The sequence below is a fragment of the Streptosporangium sp. NPDC023825 genome, assembly GCF_040639575.1.
Classification (GTDB): domain Bacteria; phylum Actinomycetota; class Actinomycetes; order Streptosporangiales; family Streptosporangiaceae; genus Streptosporangium.
In genome coordinates, this window is the sequence record NZ_JBFAAE010000016.1 from 140,978 (window position 1) to 156,524 (window position 15,547).

Here is a 15,547-nt window from a genome sequence, read left to right on the forward strand (position 1 = left end):
GCCGGGTCAGAGGGGTGTGTTCATGTCGGCCTGGATCTGTGCCGCGGTGAGCGCGGTGGTGTAGACGCGGACCTCGTCGATCAGTCCCGTGAAACCGCTGTACCCGATGAGCAGGGGGTCGAAGACGTCCACCCTGACGGGGTCGGCTATCGGGTAGCTCTCGGCGACCGGCGTCCCGTTCACGTACAACCGGATGACTTCACCGTCGAACGTCCCCGCCAGATGCGACCAGGTGTTCAACGGAAGCAGCGACGCGGCGCCGCTCCCCCTGGCCCCCACCGTCACGTACGGACCCTCTTCCGGATTCGAGGGGCCCACCGAGAGACGGTACTCGATAGGGCCCCCGGCGGGACCCTTCAGCAGGATGCCCCGGCCGGACCCGGACCCGGCTCTGGTCGGGTAGACCCACGCCTCCATGGTGAGCGCCGTGTCCGCGCGCAGGGAAACCGCGTCGGGGACCCGCACCCCACCCGTGTAGGAGCCGCCGAACGACAGGGCCTTGCCGAACTTGCCGGTGGCCCAGGTCGTCTCGGCGGCGGTCCCGGTGTTGCCCGCCCCCGACGCGTCCCCCACCGTCGTGCCCGCGCCCTCGTTCATCCCGTACGCGGCCGCGAGACAGTCGGCGGGAGCGCAGGTGGTGGGGTCGGCGGGCGCCGACTCGGACAGTTCACCCGGCTGGTCCGCGTTGTCGATCGCCCGGACTCGGTAGTAGTAGTGCCCTGGCGACAGGCCGGTGTCGACCGCGGAAAGCGTGGACGCGCCGGTTCTGGCCACCAGTATCGTTCCGCTGCCCAACTGGGCGTTCCAGGAGGTCGACCGGTAGACCTCGTAGCCGCTCACGGCGTCGTCGTCGGTGGCCGCGGTCCAGGTGACGACGGCCTGGCCGGCACCGCCCTGCGCGACGGCCGTCGGCGTGCTCGGCGGCAGGTCGGGGATCCGGGCACGCAGCTCGTTGGACGCGGGCCCGAACTGTCCCGCGCCGTCGACCGCGATCACCCGGTAGTAGTAGGTCCCCTCGTCCAGGGGATGATCGGTGTAGAGGGCCGTCTGGATGCGCGCGATCCTGGTCCGGGCGGTGGGCGTGAAACCGGCCGTCGTCGAGCGATGTACCTGGTAGGTGCCGACGCCCCAGTAACCGCTGGCGAAGGTGAACCTCAGCTCGGTCCTGTCGGCACGGCCACCGCCGATGAGCGGTCCCGGGGCCGAGGGCGGGTTGCCCGGGGCGGTGACCGTCACCTGGACCTGCGCCGACGGGGGGCTCGCCTGGGAGGCGGTGTCGATCGCGACGACGCGGTAGTAGTACACCCCGGACGGGGCGCCCGCGTCCCCGAGGAACGTCGCGTAGTCGAACGTGGGCGACCCGATCCAGGTGTCGTCCGACGGGGTGAACCCCGAGACGGTCGAGCGGTGGACGTCATACCTGCGCACGCCCTTGTCGTCGGTCGACCCCGTCCACTCCAACTGCACGCTGGCGTGGTACGCGGACGCGGTCAGACCGGTCGGGGTCGTCGGCGGCGCGTCGGTCGCGGTGATGGGATTGTTCATGTCCAGCTGTATCTGCGCCCGTGTCCTGGCCACGTCGTAGACGCGCACCTCGTCGATCGCGCCCTTGAAGTACGCGCCCCACGCCGGATGGCCTCCGATGTGGAGGGAGCCGTCCCCCGCTCGTACGGCACCGGCCACCGGCACGGACCGGTCGAGTTCACCGTCGATGTAGAGGCGCAGCCGGCTGCCGTCATAGGTGGTGGCGAGGTGGTGCCAGCCGTTCACCGGGAGGCCCCGCCGCGCCTTCACCGTGCGGACAGTGCCCGTGTTCACCGACGCCGAAGGTCCGTCGCCGTGCTCGGCGCCGTCGGACTCCGACAGCGCGTAGCCCGGCCGGTCGCCGGCGTCCTTGACCAGCACCGGGTGCCGGCCGCTGTTGGAGGGGTTGACCCACGCCTCGACCGTCAGCGCGGCGGTGGGACGCAGGCTCGCCGAGGAGGCGATCGTGACCAGGCTCGACGCGCCGTCGAAGGCGAGCGCCTTGCCGTACCTGCCCGGCACCCACGAGGTACCGGTGGTCGTGCCGTTGTTCGTGTTGCCGGACGCGTCGCCGACGACCGTTCCGGTCCCCTCGTTCAGTCCGTACGCGGCGACGAGACCTGGCTCGGGCGCCACGGCGTGCGCCGTGGCGTGCGCGGTGGCGGGCGCGACGAGATGCGCGCACACGGTGATCGTGAAGACGATTGACATGCGGAAGCGAGACAGCCTTGCCATGAACTCCCCGTAGCGGTCGGAAAACCGTTGTGACGGCCCCCGCAGCCGCCGTTACCGCTCGCAGTATGTGGTTCTTATGTAACAAAATCATGACATAAGAACATTATTCTGACGGCGGGAACGATCGACCGCGCCCCGGCCGAACGCCGGCTCACCGACCTGTGCGTGAGGCCGGGGAGGAGACGCGGCAGCGGCCCACGGCTCCGCCCGGCCCCAACGGGGAACGAGCGCGTCCGGCGCTCAGTCCTGCTCGCTCAGCGTGATCGCGGCGGCGGGGCAGACCGCGGCGGCCTCGCGGACCAGGGCGTGCCGGTCCGCGCCGGGCTCGGGTTCGAGCAGGACGACGATGCCGTCGTCGTCACGCTGGTCGAACACCTCCGGCGCGATCAGCACGCACTGGCCGGCGCCGCAGCACCTGTCCTCGTCCACGGTGACCTTCATGTCGGGTTCCTCTCTACCGGCCGGGTGGGGCGGTGCCCGGTCACCAGCGGACCGGCACCGTGCGCAGGCCGCCGACGGCCAGCCCCTCGACTCGTTCCAGCTCCTCCACCGGAACGGCCAGCTCCAGGGACGGAAGCCTGCGCAGCAGCACCTCGAGCACGACCTGCAGCTCGGTGCGCGCCAGTGACTGGCCCAGGCAGGAGTGGGCACCCGCGCCGAAGGCCAGGTGCGGGTTCGGGCTGCGGCTCAGGTCCATCTCGGCGGCGGCCTCGAAGACGCTCTCGTCCCGGTTGGCCGCGGCCATGCTGCACACCACGGTGGTGCCGCGGGGCAGGGTCGTGCCGCTCACCTCGGTCTCCTCGGGCAGGTAGCGCGGCAGGCCGAAGCCGGAGTTGGCGTCGAGCCGCAGCGTCTCCTCCACCGCCGTGCGCACCAGCGAGGGGCCGGCGAGCAGCCGCTCCCACCGGTCGCGGTCGGCCAGCAGCATGGAGACCATCTTGCCGATCATGTTGGCGGTGGTCTCGTGCCCGGCGACCAGCAGCCCCATGCCGGTGACCAGGATCTGGATGTCGGACAGCCCGCCGTCCTCGGGACCGCCGGCCGCGATCAGCTCGCTCAGCAGGTCCTCGCCCGGCTCGACGCGCTTGGCGGCGACGTGCTCGGACATGTACTGGAAGAACTCCACCTGGGCGGTTTCGGTCTCGGCCTTGGTGTAGCGGGTGAGGTTCAGCAGGGTGTCGGACCAGTACGAGAACCGGTCCCGGTCGGCGGCCGGCACGCCGAGCATGTCGCAGATGACGTACACCGGCAGCGGGAAGCCCAGGTCCGCCCTGAGGTCGCCGGGTGCGCCGCGCTTGACCATGTCGTCGATGAGCTCCTCGGCGATCCGGGCCATCGAGGGCCGCAGGGCGGCCATCCGCTTGGCGGTGAACCACTTGCCGACCAGGCGCCGCCAGTGCTGGTGCTCCTCGCCCCCGTCGGGGATGATCTGCGCCATCTCGCTGCTGAAGACCCCGCCGCCCTCCGCCGACAGCCGCGCCGCGTCGGGGGCGGTGAGCTGGCGGGTGAAGCGCGGGTCGGCGAGCACCTGCCTGACGTCGGCGTAGCGGGTCAGCAGCGTCGCCCGGTCGCCGCTGGGCAGCTCCACGTGCGCCACCGGGCACGTGCCGCGCAGCTCGGCCCATTCCGCGGGCGGCTCCAGTGCCTTGTCGTTGGGGATCGGGTAGCGCAGGACCTGCTCGTTGGCACTCATGCGTCATCTCCTTGCGAACGGATGGATCGGGCGGGCCGTGTCGTGCGTGCCTGTACCGTGCTCCGCTGTCACGCGGGCGTGAGGGGAGGAGCCGCACGCCGGGTGACGAATGCACCCTCACGCTACCCTACAGATGTCGGGAAACCTACAGATGCAGGTTGACGGTAAAGTAAGAACGTGGCCACGACCAAGAACAGCAACTCCCCCTCCGGTGACCGGCGCGTGCGCCGCACCCACACGGCCCTGGCACGCGCGCTGATCGAGCTCGTCGAGGAGCGGGACCTCTCCCGGATCACCGTCGCCGACGTCGCCGAACGCGCCGGCGTGAGCCGCTCGACCTTCTACGACCACTACCGCGACGTCCACGAGCTCGCCGAGGCCGCCTGCACCGCGATGATCGACGGGCTGATCGAGTCCCTGCCCGGCCCCGGCCCGGAGACGGCGGACCCGGCGCCGGAGGCGACCCAGTCGCTGGAGGCGTTCTTCGCCAGCCTCGCCGAGCACGCCGGGCTCTACCGCACCCTGCTGGGGCCGCAGGGCAGCGCACGCGTCGTCGACCACATCCGCCGCCGCATCGCCGCGGCCGTCTACGGCCGCCTCCACCAGATCACCGCCGGCGATCCGGTGGGACACTCCGGCCCTCCGTCGGACATCCCGCACGACGTCCCGGCCGCGTTCACCGCCGGGGCGCTCATCGGCGTGGCCGCCGACTGGCTCCAGCGCGGATGCCCGCGGCCCCCCGCCGAGATGGCCGCCCTGACCTGGCCGCTCTTCAGCTCGCTCTACCACCGCGTCGACGCCGGCACGCCCACCTGAGGCCGCCCGCCACGCCCCTGGGGTCGTCCCGGGGCGAGCCTCGAGCCCATGCGGACCGCCGGCGCGTCCGTCGGCGGCCGGCGGTGGCCCAGTCCGGCCGTGTTCGGCAGTGGCCGACGGTGGCCGACGGTGGCCGGAATCCCAGGTCAGCGGCAGAACGGCGCCATGCCGAGCACCGACCTGACCCCGCCGAGCAGGTGCTGGACGAAGTACCGATCGCCCTCCATCGGCCCGTCGGTCCATGCTTTGACGTCGTGGCCGAGGGTCGTGAGCCAGGCCTTGCCACTGTCGTAGTACTGGCATCCGCTGACCGGGTGTCATCTCCGTGGCCGGGGTGGCGTTATGCCGGGGCACCGCTCCGGACCGCGGTCCGGCCCTGCCGCCGGTATCTGCCCGGCGCGGTGCCGTACTCCCGTTTGAAGGCGTTGGCGAAGGCGAACTCCGAGGTGTAACCGATCCGGGTGGCCACCTCGCCGAGCGAGGCGTCGGACTCGCGGAGCAGCCTGGCGGCGGTGGTCATCCGCCACCAGGTCAGATAGGCCAGGGGCGGCCGGCCGACCAGGGTGGTGAAGCGCCGGGAGAAGGCCGCCCTGGACAGCCCCGCCCGGGCACCGAGCGTCTCGACCGTCCACGGGAGCGCGGGGTCACGGTGCAGGGCGTGCAGCGCGGCGCCGATCGCCGGGTCGGCCAGGGCCGCCGCCCAGCCGGTGGCCGTACCGCGTGCGGACTGCTCGTCGAACCAGGCCCGCAGGATGTAGAGCAGCAGCATGTCGAGCAGGGCGGGCACGATGGTGTCCACGCCGAGGCGGGGAGCGTCGAGCTCGCCGCCGAGGAGGTCGACGGCGGCGCGCAGCTCGGGGCGGTGCCCGAGACGGGCGGGCAGGTGGACGATCTCCGGCAGGTCGCCCAGGAGCGGGTGCGCCCGGCCGGGATCGAGCCGGTATCCACCGCAGAGGGTCACGGTGACCGCCTGCGAGCCGTCGCGCCCGGCCTCTCCCACGGTCGCGGAGGCGTAGCGGTCCTCGAACCGGGAGTCGTTCAGCGGGTCGCAGGCGGGCTCGGTCAGCGGGGTGGCGGGGCTGTCGGCGAGCGCGTAGCCACCTCCGTGCGGCAGGAACACCACGTCACCGACGTTCAGCGCGACGGGGGCGCCGCCGTCCGGGGGGATCAGCCGGCACGACCCCTGCAGGACCACCTGGAAACCGGCGGAGCCGCGCACGGCGGGAAACCGTTGCCCCCAGGGGGCGTACCACCGGACGCGCGCCGAGCGGGGCTCCCCCGCGCGTATCGCGGCGATCACATCGCTGAGCACATCCATCGGGAAAGTCTATCCAGGCTGTTCCTATGAGGACGTGCACGTATGAAAACGAGATTCACACGTATTGGATGTCTCTGCATGGGCTCATACGGTTGACGCACAGTGTGATCAACCGTGAGAGGAGTCTTCATGGCAGGTCGGCGCAGGATCCTGGTGATAGGGGCGACCGGCACGATCGGCCGGCAGGTCGTGGCCCGGTCGCTGGAGGCGGGCGCCGAGGTGCGCGCGGCGGCCCGCGATCCCGAGACGGCCGGCCTTCCCGACGGTGCCGAGGTCGTGCGCGTCGACCTGGCCGATCCGAACAGCCTGCGCGCGTCCCTGGACGGGATCGAGGCCGTGTTCCTCCTCTGGCCGTTCGCCACGGCCGAGGGGATGCCCGCGGTCCTGGACGCGGTCGCCGCGCGTGCCCGCCGCGTCGTCTACCTCTCCTCGGCGGCCGTACGCGACCACGAGCAGCGGATCGAGCGGATGATCGAGCGATCCGGGCTGGAACGGACGTTCCTGCGACCGCACGCCTTCGCGGCCAACGCCCTTCGGTGGGCCGGGCGGATCCGCGCCGAGGCGGTCGTGCGCGGGCCGTACGGCGCGGCCGCCATGCCCCCGCTGCACGAGCGGGACCTCGCGGCGGTCGCGGTGCGCGCGCTCACCGGCGACGGGCACGACGGCGCGACCTACGAGCTGACAGGGCCCGAGACACTGACCCAGGCCGAGCAGGTGGGCGTCATCGGCGAGGTGATCGGCCGCCCGGTGCGCTGGGAGGAGACCTCGCCGCGGGCCGCGCGGCGGCGGATGCTCGACCTCGGCTGGCCCCCCGAGGCCGTGGACGGCGTCCTGCGGGCCCAGGCCGGGATGGTGACCGAGCCGGCGGCGGCCACCGCCACGGTGGAGGAGGTCACCGGAGCCCCGGCACGCACGTTCCGCGCCTGGGTGACCGACCACGCGGACCGGTTCCGCGCCCCGTGAAGACCGCCGCTCCGCGAAGGCCACCGCTCTGTGGAGACGGCCATCCCGTGAAGATCGCCGTCCCGTGGAGGCGGGCGCCCGGTGAAGGCCGCCCGCCTCCACGGGGTGGCCGCCCGGGATCAGCCGAAGTCGAAGAAGATCGTCTCCTTCTCGCCCTGCAGGTGGATGTCGAAGCGGTAGCGGTCCTCCCCCTCCCGCGCGGCCAGCAGCGTGTGCGCGCGCTCGGGCGGCAGCGAGTCGAGGAAGGCGTCGTGGGCGAGGTAGACGCGGGTGTAGAGATGGTGCAACAGGCCGCGGGCGAACACGCACACGCTGATGTAGCCGTTGCCGGGCACGAGCGTGCGCAGCGTCCAGCGGCCGTCGGCGTCGGTGGGCACCCGGCCGAAGCCGGTGAAGTCGACACCGTGCCTGCCGATGACCGCGCCGGTCACCGGGTCGCGGCGCAGCGTGCCGGGCGCGCCGGCGAGGTCGCCGGACGGGGACGCCTGCCAGAACTCCAGCAGCGCGTCCGGCACCGGGGCGCCCGCGCCGTCGTAGACGTACCCGTGCACGGTGATCCCGCCGGTCGCGATGTCACCGCCGCCGGGGAACGGGAGCGCGTAGCCGTAGAAGGGGCCGACGGTCTGCGAGGGGGTGGGATTCATCGGCCCTCCTCCGCCCAGGTGGCGGCGGGGCCGTCCAGGACGATGTCCCACCGGTAGCCGAGGGACCACTCGGGAACGGACAGGTCGTGCTCGTAGGCGGCGATCATGCGCTGCCGGGCCCGCTCGTCGGTGACGGAGTTGAAGATCGGGTCGTGGGGGAACAGCGGGTCGTTCGGGAAGTACATCTGGGTGACCAGGCGCTGGGTGAAGGCGGTGCCGAAGACCGAGAAGTGGATGTGCGCGGGGCGCCAGGCGTTGGTGTGGTTGCGCCACGGGTAGGCACCGGGCTTGATCGTGGTGAAGGCGTAGCCGCCGTCGTCACCGGTGAGACAGCGGCCGACGCCGGTGAAGTTGGGGTCGAGCGGGGCCGGGTGGTCATCGCGCTGGTGCGGGTAGCGGCCGGAGGCGTTGGCCTGCCATATCTCCACGAGCTGGCCGCGCACCGGGCGGCCGTCCCTGTCGAGGACGCGGCCGTGCACGGTGATGCGCTCGCCCAGCGGCTCGGCGAGGTGCTGCCTGGTCAGGTCGGCGTCGAGCGCGGTGACGTCGGTGACGCCGAAGACCGGCCCGGACAGCTCGGCCGCGTCCGGGTCCTTGACCGCGATCAGCGGCTGTTTCGGGTGGCGGAGCACGGTGCTGCGGTAGGGGCCGTAGTCGCGGGAGGGGTGGTGCGCCTCCCGGCCGTCACCGGCGTTCCGGAGCTCGCGGAGCTCGCGGAGCTCGCGGAGCTCGGCGATCTCGCGGTCGATGTCGGCCTGCGTGAGGGGTGTTGACATGAACTCCTACCTTTCGGGAACGACGGCCGGGCCCTGACCGGCGCCGATGCGCGGGGAGGCGGGAGCGGGGCGGGCCGTCCCGGCCGCGGCGGAGACGCTCCTCACGCCCTCACCTCCGCGTCCGTACGATCGCGCAGCTCCGCCGGGCTCACCCCGGGGGCGGTCTCCACCAGCGCCAGCCCCTCCCCCGTGACGTCGAGGACGCCGAGGTCGGTGATGATCCGGTGGACGCACCCCTTGCCCGTGAGGGGCAGCGAGCACTCCTCGACGATCTTCGGCGAGCCGTCCTTGGCGACGTGATCCATGATCACGATGACCCTGCGGGCGCCGTGGACCAGGTCCATCGCGCCGCCCATGCCCTTGACGAGCCTGCCGGGGACCATCCAGTTGGCCAGGTCTCCGCGGGCCGAGACCTGCATCGCGCCCAGCACCGCCACGTCGATGTGGCCACCGCGGATCATGCCGAACGACAGCGAGGAGTCGAAGAACGACGCGCCGGGGAGCACGGTCACGGTCTCCTTGCCCGCGTTGATCAGGTCGGGGTCGACCGCGTCCGGCGCGGGGTAGGGGCCGACGCCGAGGATGCCGTTCTCCGAGTGCAGGATCACGTCCGTGCCCGCAGGCAGGAAGGAGGGGATGCGGGTGGGCAGGCCGATGCCGAGGTTGACGTAGTCGCCGTCGCGCAGCTCGGCCGCCGCGCGCGCGACCATCTGGTCACGGCTCCAGCTCATGAGGTGGCCCCCCCTCGCTCCGCGGGCACGGAGGTGGTACGCCGTTCGACGGCCTTGTCGGCGGCCTGCTCCGGGGTGAGCGGCACGACGCGCTGGACGAACACCCCGGGCAGGTGGATCTCGTCGGGGTCGAGCTCGGTCAGCTCCTCGACCTCGGCGATCGTGACCCGCCCGGCCATCGCGGCCAGCGGGTTGAAGTTCCTGGCGGCCTTGCCGAACACGAGGTTGCCGTGCCGGTCTCCCCTGGCCGCCCGCACCAGCGCGAAGTCGGTGGTGATGCCGTGCTCCAGCACGTAGGTCCGACCGTCGAACTCGCGCACCTCCCTGGGCGGCGAGGCGAGCACCACCGAGCCGTCCGGGCCGTGCCGCAACGGCAGCCCGCCGTCGGCGACCGGCGTGCCGACCCCGGCCGGGGTGTAGAAGGCGGGGATGCCGCAGCCGCCCGCGCGCAGCCGCTCGGCCAGGCTGCCCTGCGGGGTGAGCTCCACCTCCAGCTCCCCCGTCAGGTACTGCCGGGCGAACTCCTTGTTGTCGCCGATGTAGGAGGCGGTCACCCGGCCGATCCGGCCGGCCTCCAGCAGGACGCCCAGGCCACCGCCGTCCACGCCGCAGTTGTTCGACACCACGCCGATCCCGCGCACCCCCGTGTCGTACAGGGCCTGGATCAGCACGTTCGGGATGCCGCTCAGGCCGAACCCGCCCACCGCGAACGACGCGCCGTCGCGCACGTCCGCCAGGGCCTCCGCGGCCGTGGCGATCACCTTGTCTCCGCGCACGACACTCCGTTCGGCCGGTGTTCGCTCTGCGAACTTTGGTTCATTATCGCGCACTTGAGTATGTGTACCGGCGACCGTCCTGTCAAAGCACCTTCGTCGACGCGGGAGGAACCGGCCCGCCTTCCGGGAGGGACGGCCCTCCCGGAAGGCGGGCCGGCCGCCGTGCCGCGTGCGCCGGCCGCGTCAGGCCGCGCCGGCGCGGGCGGCGGTGACGACCACCGTGGTGTAGGGCATCGTGAAGGCGCCCCCCATCGCGTCGACGGCGGCCCCGGCGCCCTCCAGCACCTCCGCCAGCCTGTCCTGCGAGAGCCGGGTGAGAGCGCCGGAGGTGGGCAGCTGGTCCAGCCACGCGTCCCGGGTGTAGGAACACTCCCAGTCGAACCGCCACTGCTCCGGGTCGCCGAACCCGCCCGCCTCCCGGATCCCGTCGGCGGCCCTGGTGAACAGCGCCTGGTATCCCTCCAGGGCGTTCCCCTTCTCCTGGAAGACGAACGGCGAGTCGGGCGCCACCCGCCGGTAGACCGCGGCGAAGTCCTCCGCCAGGCCGGGCGGAAGCTGGAACACGTGCCAGAACGCCGCCAGCCGCCCGCCGGGCCGCAGCACCCGCGCCGCCTTGGCGGCTCCCGCCACCGGGTCCACCCAGTGCCAGGCCGTCCCGGCGACGACCGCGTCGAACATCCGGCCGGCGGGGTCCCAGGCCTCGAACGTCGCCACCTCGACCTCGACCCCGCCGCGCCGCGCGAAGTCGGCCATCCGCGCGTCGGGCTCGACGCCGAGGACCTCGCAGCCGGCCGCCTGGAACTGCCGGGCCTCTATGCCGGTGCCGCAGCCGACGTCGAGGACGCCGGGGCCGGGGCAGGCGGCGACGATCCGGTCCACCATGGCGTCGGGATAGCGGGGCCGGGTGCGGTCGTAGCGTTCGGCGTCCACGCCGAACGACTCCGCCACCTGCCGGTGTCGATGAAGGTCGTTCCCAGGAAGAGGCGCTCCGGCCGACGGTATAGTGGGCATGCGCCCACGCTAGTGGGCACATGCCCACTCGTCAACGGGCGGGCTCCTCGACCGGGAAGAGGGATGCACGGTGCCGACGGGGGTGGCCATGCGCGACGCGCGCGAGCAGCTGTTCGACGCCGCCGAGCGCGTCCTGCTCAGAGACGGGCCGAACGCGCTGACCAGCCGGGCGGTCACCACCGAGGCCGACTGCGCCAAGGGGGTCCTGCACCGGCACTTCGCCGACTTCGACGCCTTTCTTGCCGAGCTCGTGCTGGACCGCGCCGCCCGGATCGGCCCTCAGGCCGCCGCCCTGTACGACTCCGCCGGGACCGGCACCGTCGCCGGCAACCTCACCGGCGCGCTGACGGAGCTGTTCGAGACGGTCGCCGTGGCGATCGTCGGCCTCGTCATCTCCCGGGACGACCTGCGCGCCCGGCTGCGCCGGGCCGGGTCGACCGGCGTCCCGATCCTGGCGGAGGCCGGGGCCATGCTCGCCTCCTACCTCACCGCCGAGTGCGAGATGGGCCGCATCGCGGCGGACGCCGACACCGACACGCTCGCGTTCACGCTGGTCGGTGCCGGACACCTGCTGTACGCCGGCACGGGGAGCACCCCGCCCGAGGCCGGAGCCGTCCACCGGATCGTGACCACGGTCATCGCCGACGTGGTGCAAAGACGGCTGCTGTGACCGCGTCGGCGACGACCCGGGTCCGGCATGCGGCTCGCCTCCACGACCTCGTCGTAAAAGACGACCTCGTCGTGAAAACGGCCGCCGACCGGGGCGGCGGCGCGGCGCCGGCCCCGGCGGCGCCGGACGGTCTCCGCCTCAGGTTCGCCGGACGCCGATGATCCGCTGCAGCAGGATGAAGGCGAACAGCAGCAGCCCGAGGACGATCCTGGTCCACCAGGAGCTGAGGGTCCCCTCGAAACTGAGGATCGTCTGGGTCAGGCCGAGCACGAGGATGCCCAGCACGGTGCCGAAGAGATAGCCCGAGCCGCCGGTGAGCAGGGTGCCGCCGATGACCACGGCCGCGATGGCGTCCAGTTCCATGCCGACGGCGAGCCCGCCGTGCCCGGACAGCATGTAGAAGGAGAACAGGACGCCGCCGAGCGCGGAGCACAGCCCGCTGATGGTGTAGACGGCGACCTTCGTCCGCGCCACCGGCAGGCCCATGAGCAGCGCGGACTGCTCGCTGCCTCCGACGGCGTAGACCGAGCGGCCCAGCCGCGTGTAGTGCAGCACGTACGCGGCCACCAGCACCACGATCGCGGCGATCACCACGCTGGGCGAGATCCACAAATCGCCGCCCAGGTCGATCCTGGTCTGCGCGAAGGCGGTGAAGACGCCGTCGGTGATCGGGATCGAGTCGGTGCCGATCGTGTAGCACAGCCCCCGGGCCAGGAACATCCCGGCGAGGGTCGCGATGAAGGGTTGGACCTCGAAGTAGTGGATGATCACCCCCATCCCGAATCCCAGCGTCGCGCCGATGGCCAGCACCAGCAGGATCACCGCCGGAGCCGGCCAGCCCTGGTGCGTGAGGAGGCTGGCCGAGACCATCGTGGACAGCGCCACCACCGAGCCCACCGACAGGTCGATGCCGCCGGTGAGGATCACGAACGTCATGCCGATGCCGATGACGAGCAGGAACGCGTTGTCGACGAAGACGTTGAGGATCACCTGGCCGCTGGCGAATCCCTCGTACCTGATGCCGCCGATCGCGAACATCGCGACGAGCAGGCTTGCGGTCACCGCGACCGGGACGTATCTGCGGGGAATGGCGAGCCGACCGGCCATGCCGGTCATCGTGATGTCCGTCATCTGTTCCTCACCGTTTCCTCCTGTACCTGCTCGTCGGCCGCCGCGCCCGTGCCGGGGCGGTCGGTGTCCTCCCGCGGGGCGGGGGGCGGCGGGGTGGGACTCCCGCTCCGCCGGGGCGCCCTTCCCCCGAACACCCTGCGCCGGAAGGCGGGCGACTGCAGCAGGCACACGATCGTCACCACGAGCGCCTTGAACAGCAGCGTCGTCTCCGGCGGCACGCCGATCGAGTAGATCGTGGTGGTCAGGGTCTGAATGATCAATGCCCCCAGCACCGTGCCGCTGAGGGAGAACCGGCCGCCGGCCAGCGAGGTGCCGCCGATGACGACGGCCAGGATGGCGTCCAGCTCGATCCACAACCCGGCGTAGTTGCCGTCCGCGCTGGACACGTTGGAGCTGATCATCAGCCCCGCGATGCCCGCGCACAGCCCGCAGAAGGTGTAGACCACGATCAGCACGCTCCGGGAGCGGATCCCGGACAGCCTGCTGGCCTCGGCGTTGCCGCCGACCGCCTCGATGAACATGCCCAGGGCCAGCCGCCGGGTGAGGAAGGCGGTCAGCGCCGTCAGCGCGATCACGATGAGGATGCCGAACGGCAGCGTCAGCCAGTAACCTCCGCCGACCAGCTTGTAGGGGGCGCTGTTGATCGTGATGATCTGCCCGTCGGTGATCAGCTGGGCCAGGCCTCGTCCCGCGACCATGAGGATCAGCGTCGCGATGATCGGCTGGATGCCGATGGCGGCCACCAGCACCCCGTTCCAGGCCCCGAGCACGAGTGCCACCACCAGCGCGAGGCCGATCGCCGACAGCACGCCACCGACGGCGTTCTGGTCGCTCAGGTCGCTGATCTGCAGGCAGGCCAGCGCCCCGGCGATCGCCACCACCGAGCCGACCGACAGGTCGATGCCGCCGGTGGCGATGACCAGCGTCATGCCCAGCGCGACCAGGATCAGCGGCGCCCCGAAGCGGAGGATGTCGATGAGGCTGCCGTAGAGGTGCCCGTCCCGCATCTGCACGGTCAGGAAGTTGCGGGTGAACACCACGTTGAGTGCCAGCAACGCGATCAGGATCAAGGCGGGCCAGAGCAGCCGGTGCCGCGTGAGGGCACCGGCGCGGTTTAGTACAGAACTCATGCCGGTGCTCCGCTCGCGATCTTCTGCATCAGGACATCGGTGGTGAGCGCGTCGTCGTTGTCGAGCTGGGCGATCAGCGCGCGGTCGCGCAGCACCCCGACCCGGTGGCTGAGACGCAGGACCTCCTCCAGCTCGGCGGAGATGAACAGCACGGCCATGCCGCCGTCGGACAGCTCGGCGACCAGGCGCTGGATCTGCGCCTTCGTGCCGACGTCGATCCCCCGGGTGGGTTCATCGAGGATGAGCAGCCGGGGTTCCATGATCAGCCAGCGGGCCAGCAGCACCTTCTGCTGGTTGCCGCCGCTGAGGGTGCGGACCGGTTGCTCGGGGTCGCCCGGCCGGATGTTCAACGCGCTGATGTACTTGCTGACCAGCTCGTCCTGCCTGCGCCGGGACAGAGGCCGGGTCCAGCCGCGCGCGGCCTGCAGCGCGAGGACGATGTTCTCCCGCACCGTGAGCTCGTCGACGAGGCCTTCCGCCCGGCGGTTCTCCGAACAGAAGGCGATCTTCTGGTTCATCGCCGCCCGCGGCGTGCGCAGCGCGGTCTGTTTGCCGCCGATGCTCACCGAGCCGCCGTCGGCGTGGTCGGCGCCGAACAACAGCCGCGCCAGCTCGGTGCGGCCGGAGCCGAGCAGCCCGGCCAGCCCGACGACCTCACCCTGCCTGATGGTGAGGGTGAAGGGGGTGATGGCGCCCGTCCGCCCGAGGTCGCGGGCCTCCACCAGCGGCTCCGCGACCCGGGCGGGCGGCTTCTCCTCGAGCTTCTCCAGGTCGACCAGCTCCCGCCCGATCATCTTGGCGACCAGGTCGACCTGGGAGAGCTCGCGGGTGAGGTACTCCCCCACGAGCTTCCCGTCGCGCAGGATCGTCATGCGGTCCGACACCTCGTAGATCTGGTCGAGGAAGTGCGAGACGAACAGGATGGCGATGCCCTGCTCCTTCAGCCGGCGCATCACCCGGAACAGCTGGGCCACCTCGCCGGCGTCGAGGCTGGAGGTCGGCTCGTCGAGGATGAGCACCTTGGCGTCGATGTCGACCGCCCTGGCGATCGCGACCATCTGCTGCACGGCCAGCGAGTACGACGCCAGCGGCGCCGACACGTCGACGCGCAGGTCCAGGCGGCCCATCAGTTCCTTGGCCCGCCGGCGCATCTCCTTCCACCGGATACGGCCGAACCTGCGCGGCTCGCGGCCCACGAAGATGTTCTCCGCGACCGAGAGGTTCCCGCACAGGTTGACCTCCTGGTAAACCGTGCTGATACCGGCCTGCTGGGCGGCGGACGGGCTGGAGAAGGCGACCCGCTCTCCGGCCAGCTCGATCTCACCCTCGTCGACGCTGTACACGCCGGTCAGCACCTTGATCAGCGTCGACTTCCCCGCGCCGTTCTCTCCCATCAGCGCGTGCACCTCGCCCGGCAGCAGCCGGAAGCCGACGTCGTCCAGGGCCTTGACGCCGGGGAATCGTTTGCCGATCCCGCTCATCCGTACGATCGGTGCCGGTGCGTCCATGCCGCGCTCCTTTCTTCCCGGGTGGGCGGCTCAGTACTGGCGGGTGGGCAGGGCTTCCTTGGCCTGCTCCTGGGTGAAGGTGGTCTCCTCGGTCACCACGCGGGCCGGCACCTGCTCGCCC

15 protein-coding genes are annotated in these 15,547 nt (G+C 71.8%); 3 read left to right on the forward strand and 12 right to left on the reverse strand.

The features are described from left to right. Positions 1-6: 6 nt before the first annotated feature. From AB0G15_RS17110 to AB0G15_RS17120, 3 genes are all read right to left on the reverse strand, one after another. Positions 7-2,235, reverse strand: a complete 2,229-nt coding sequence (locus tag AB0G15_RS17110; protein WP_362840299.1) for a LamG-like jellyroll fold domain-containing protein — start codon at positions 2,233-2,235, stop codon at positions 7-9. A gap of 264 nt (positions 2,236-2,499) precedes the next feature. Next, the gene (locus tag AB0G15_RS17115) at positions 2,500-2,700 is read right to left on the reverse strand and encodes a ferredoxin (protein ID WP_362840302.1); all 201 of its coding nucleotides are present in this window, start codon (positions 2,698-2,700) and stop codon (positions 2,500-2,502) included. A 40-nt stretch (positions 2,701-2,740) separates the two neighbouring features. Further along, complete coding sequence (locus AB0G15_RS17120) at positions 2,741-3,952, reverse strand: cytochrome P450 (protein ID WP_362840305.1); 1,212 nt, start codon at positions 3,950-3,952, stop codon at positions 2,741-2,743. A gap of 177 nt (positions 3,953-4,129) precedes the next feature. Between AB0G15_RS17120 and AB0G15_RS17125 the strand changes: the two genes are divergently transcribed. Further along, positions 4,130-4,768, forward strand: coding sequence for a TetR/AcrR family transcriptional regulator (locus AB0G15_RS17125; RefSeq protein ID WP_362840308.1), 639 nt, complete (start codon positions 4,130-4,132; stop codon positions 4,766-4,768). Positions 4,769-5,108: 340 nt separating this feature from the next. Here the strand turns inward: AB0G15_RS17125 and AB0G15_RS17130 are convergent, their stop codons facing one another. After that, positions 5,109-6,086, reverse strand: coding sequence for an AraC family transcriptional regulator (locus tag AB0G15_RS17130; RefSeq protein WP_362840311.1), 978 nt, complete (start codon positions 6,084-6,086; stop codon positions 5,109-5,111). A 129-nt stretch (positions 6,087-6,215) separates the two neighbouring features. Here AB0G15_RS17130 and AB0G15_RS17135 point away from each other — a divergent pair, with 129 nt between their 5' ends. Further along, positions 6,216-7,049: an NmrA family NAD(P)-binding protein gene (locus tag AB0G15_RS17135; protein WP_362840314.1), complete on the forward strand. Its 834-nt coding sequence runs from the start codon at positions 6,216-6,218 to the stop codon at positions 7,047-7,049. Between the two features lie 119 nt (positions 7,050-7,168). Here AB0G15_RS17135 and pcaG read toward each other — a convergent pair whose 3' ends face one another. The 5 genes from pcaG to AB0G15_RS17160 all read right to left on the reverse strand — a co-directional run bounded on the left by pcaG (position 7,169) and on the right by AB0G15_RS17160 (position 10,987). Further along, positions 7,169-7,693: a protocatechuate 3,4-dioxygenase subunit alpha gene (pcaG, locus tag AB0G15_RS17140; RefSeq protein WP_362840316.1), complete on the reverse strand. Its 525-nt coding sequence runs from the start codon at positions 7,691-7,693 to the stop codon at positions 7,169-7,171. Continuing rightward, on the reverse strand, positions 7,690-8,469 hold the full coding sequence (gene pcaH, locus AB0G15_RS17145; protein ID WP_362840319.1) for a protocatechuate 3,4-dioxygenase subunit beta: 780 nt from the start codon (positions 8,467-8,469) through the stop codon (positions 7,690-7,692). Before pcaH ends, pcaG begins: the two co-directional genes overlap by 4 nt. Before the next feature lie 101 nt (positions 8,470-8,570). Beyond that, the gene (locus AB0G15_RS17150; protein WP_362840322.1) at positions 8,571-9,200 is read right to left on the reverse strand and encodes a CoA transferase subunit B; all 630 of its coding nucleotides are present in this window, start codon (positions 9,198-9,200) and stop codon (positions 8,571-8,573) included. Next, a complete protein-coding gene (locus tag AB0G15_RS17155) occupies positions 9,197-9,976 on the reverse strand; it encodes a CoA transferase subunit A (RefSeq protein WP_362840325.1) in 780 nt (259 codons plus the stop codon). Before AB0G15_RS17155 ends, AB0G15_RS17150 begins: the two co-directional genes overlap by 4 nt. 183 nt (positions 9,977-10,159) lie before the next feature. Next, positions 10,160-10,987, reverse strand: a complete 828-nt coding sequence (locus AB0G15_RS17160; protein WP_362840329.1) for a class I SAM-dependent methyltransferase — start codon at positions 10,985-10,987, stop codon at positions 10,160-10,162. Between the two features lie 70 nt (positions 10,988-11,057). On the opposite strand from AB0G15_RS17160, the gene AB0G15_RS17165 reads away from it, so the two are divergent. Beyond that, a complete protein-coding gene (locus AB0G15_RS17165) occupies positions 11,058-11,657 on the forward strand; it encodes a TetR family transcriptional regulator (protein ID WP_362840332.1) in 600 nt (199 codons plus the stop codon). 138 nt (positions 11,658-11,795) lie between these two features. Here the strand turns inward: AB0G15_RS17165 and yjfF are convergent, their stop codons facing one another. Genes yjfF through AB0G15_RS17180 form a run of 3 tightly spaced genes read right to left on the reverse strand, consistent with a single transcriptional unit; the run spans position 11,796 to position 15,426 of the window. Further along, positions 11,796-12,788: a galactofuranose ABC transporter, permease protein YjfF gene (gene yjfF / locus AB0G15_RS17170; RefSeq protein WP_362840335.1), complete on the reverse strand. Its 993-nt coding sequence runs from the start codon at positions 12,786-12,788 to the stop codon at positions 11,796-11,798. Then, positions 12,785-13,918, reverse strand: a complete 1,134-nt coding sequence (locus AB0G15_RS17175) for an ABC transporter permease (protein WP_362840338.1) — start codon at positions 13,916-13,918, stop codon at positions 12,785-12,787. The genes yjfF and AB0G15_RS17175 overlap by 4 nt, the downstream gene beginning before the upstream one ends. Next, entirely contained in the window at positions 13,915-15,426 is a 1,512-nt protein-coding gene (locus AB0G15_RS17180; RefSeq protein WP_362840341.1) for a sugar ABC transporter ATP-binding protein, read from the reverse strand. Before AB0G15_RS17180 ends, AB0G15_RS17175 begins: the two co-directional genes overlap by 4 nt. Positions 15,427-15,547: the final 121 nt, after the last annotated feature.

What these genes read in the sequence shown, in the direction of transcription:
- AB0G15_RS17130 (WP_362840311.1), bottom strand. Translation starts at nt 6,086, where the DNA reads ATGGATGTGCTCAGCGATGTGATCGCCGCGATACGCGCGGGGGAGCCC.
- AB0G15_RS17175 (WP_362840338.1), bottom strand. Translation starts at nt 13,918, where the DNA reads ATGAGTTCTGTACTAAACCGCGCCGGTGCCCTCACGCGGCACCGGCTG.
- AB0G15_RS17120 (WP_362840305.1), bottom strand. Translation starts at nt 3,952, where the DNA reads ATGAGTGCCAACGAGCAGGTCCTGCGCTACCCGATCCCCAACGACAAG.
- AB0G15_RS17160 (WP_362840329.1), bottom strand. Translation starts at nt 10,987, where the DNA reads ATGCCCACTATACCGTCGGCCGGAGCGCCTCTTCCTGGGAACGACCTT.
- yjfF (WP_362840335.1), bottom strand. Translation starts at nt 12,788, where the DNA reads ATGACGGACATCACGATGACCGGCATGGCCGGTCGGCTCGCCATTCCC.
- AB0G15_RS17135 (WP_362840314.1), top strand. Translation starts at nt 6,216, where the DNA reads ATGGCAGGTCGGCGCAGGATCCTGGTGATAGGGGCGACCGGCACGATC.
- AB0G15_RS17180 (WP_362840341.1), bottom strand. Translation starts at nt 15,426, where the DNA reads ATGGACGCACCGGCACCGATCGTACGGATGAGCGGGATCGGCAAACGA.
- AB0G15_RS17115 (WP_362840302.1), bottom strand. Translation starts at nt 2,700, where the DNA reads ATGAAGGTCACCGTGGACGAGGACAGGTGCTGCGGCGCCGGCCAGTGC.
- pcaH (WP_362840319.1), bottom strand. Translation starts at nt 8,469, where the DNA reads ATGTCAACACCCCTCACGCAGGCCGACATCGACCGCGAGATCGCCGAG.
- pcaG (WP_362840316.1), bottom strand. Translation starts at nt 7,693, where the DNA reads ATGAATCCCACCCCCTCGCAGACCGTCGGCCCCTTCTACGGCTACGCG.
- AB0G15_RS17110 (WP_362840299.1), bottom strand. Translation starts at nt 2,235, where the DNA reads ATGTCAATCGTCTTCACGATCACCGTGTGCGCGCATCTCGTCGCGCCC.
- AB0G15_RS17150 (WP_362840322.1), bottom strand. Translation starts at nt 9,200, where the DNA reads ATGAGCTGGAGCCGTGACCAGATGGTCGCGCGCGCGGCGGCCGAGCTG.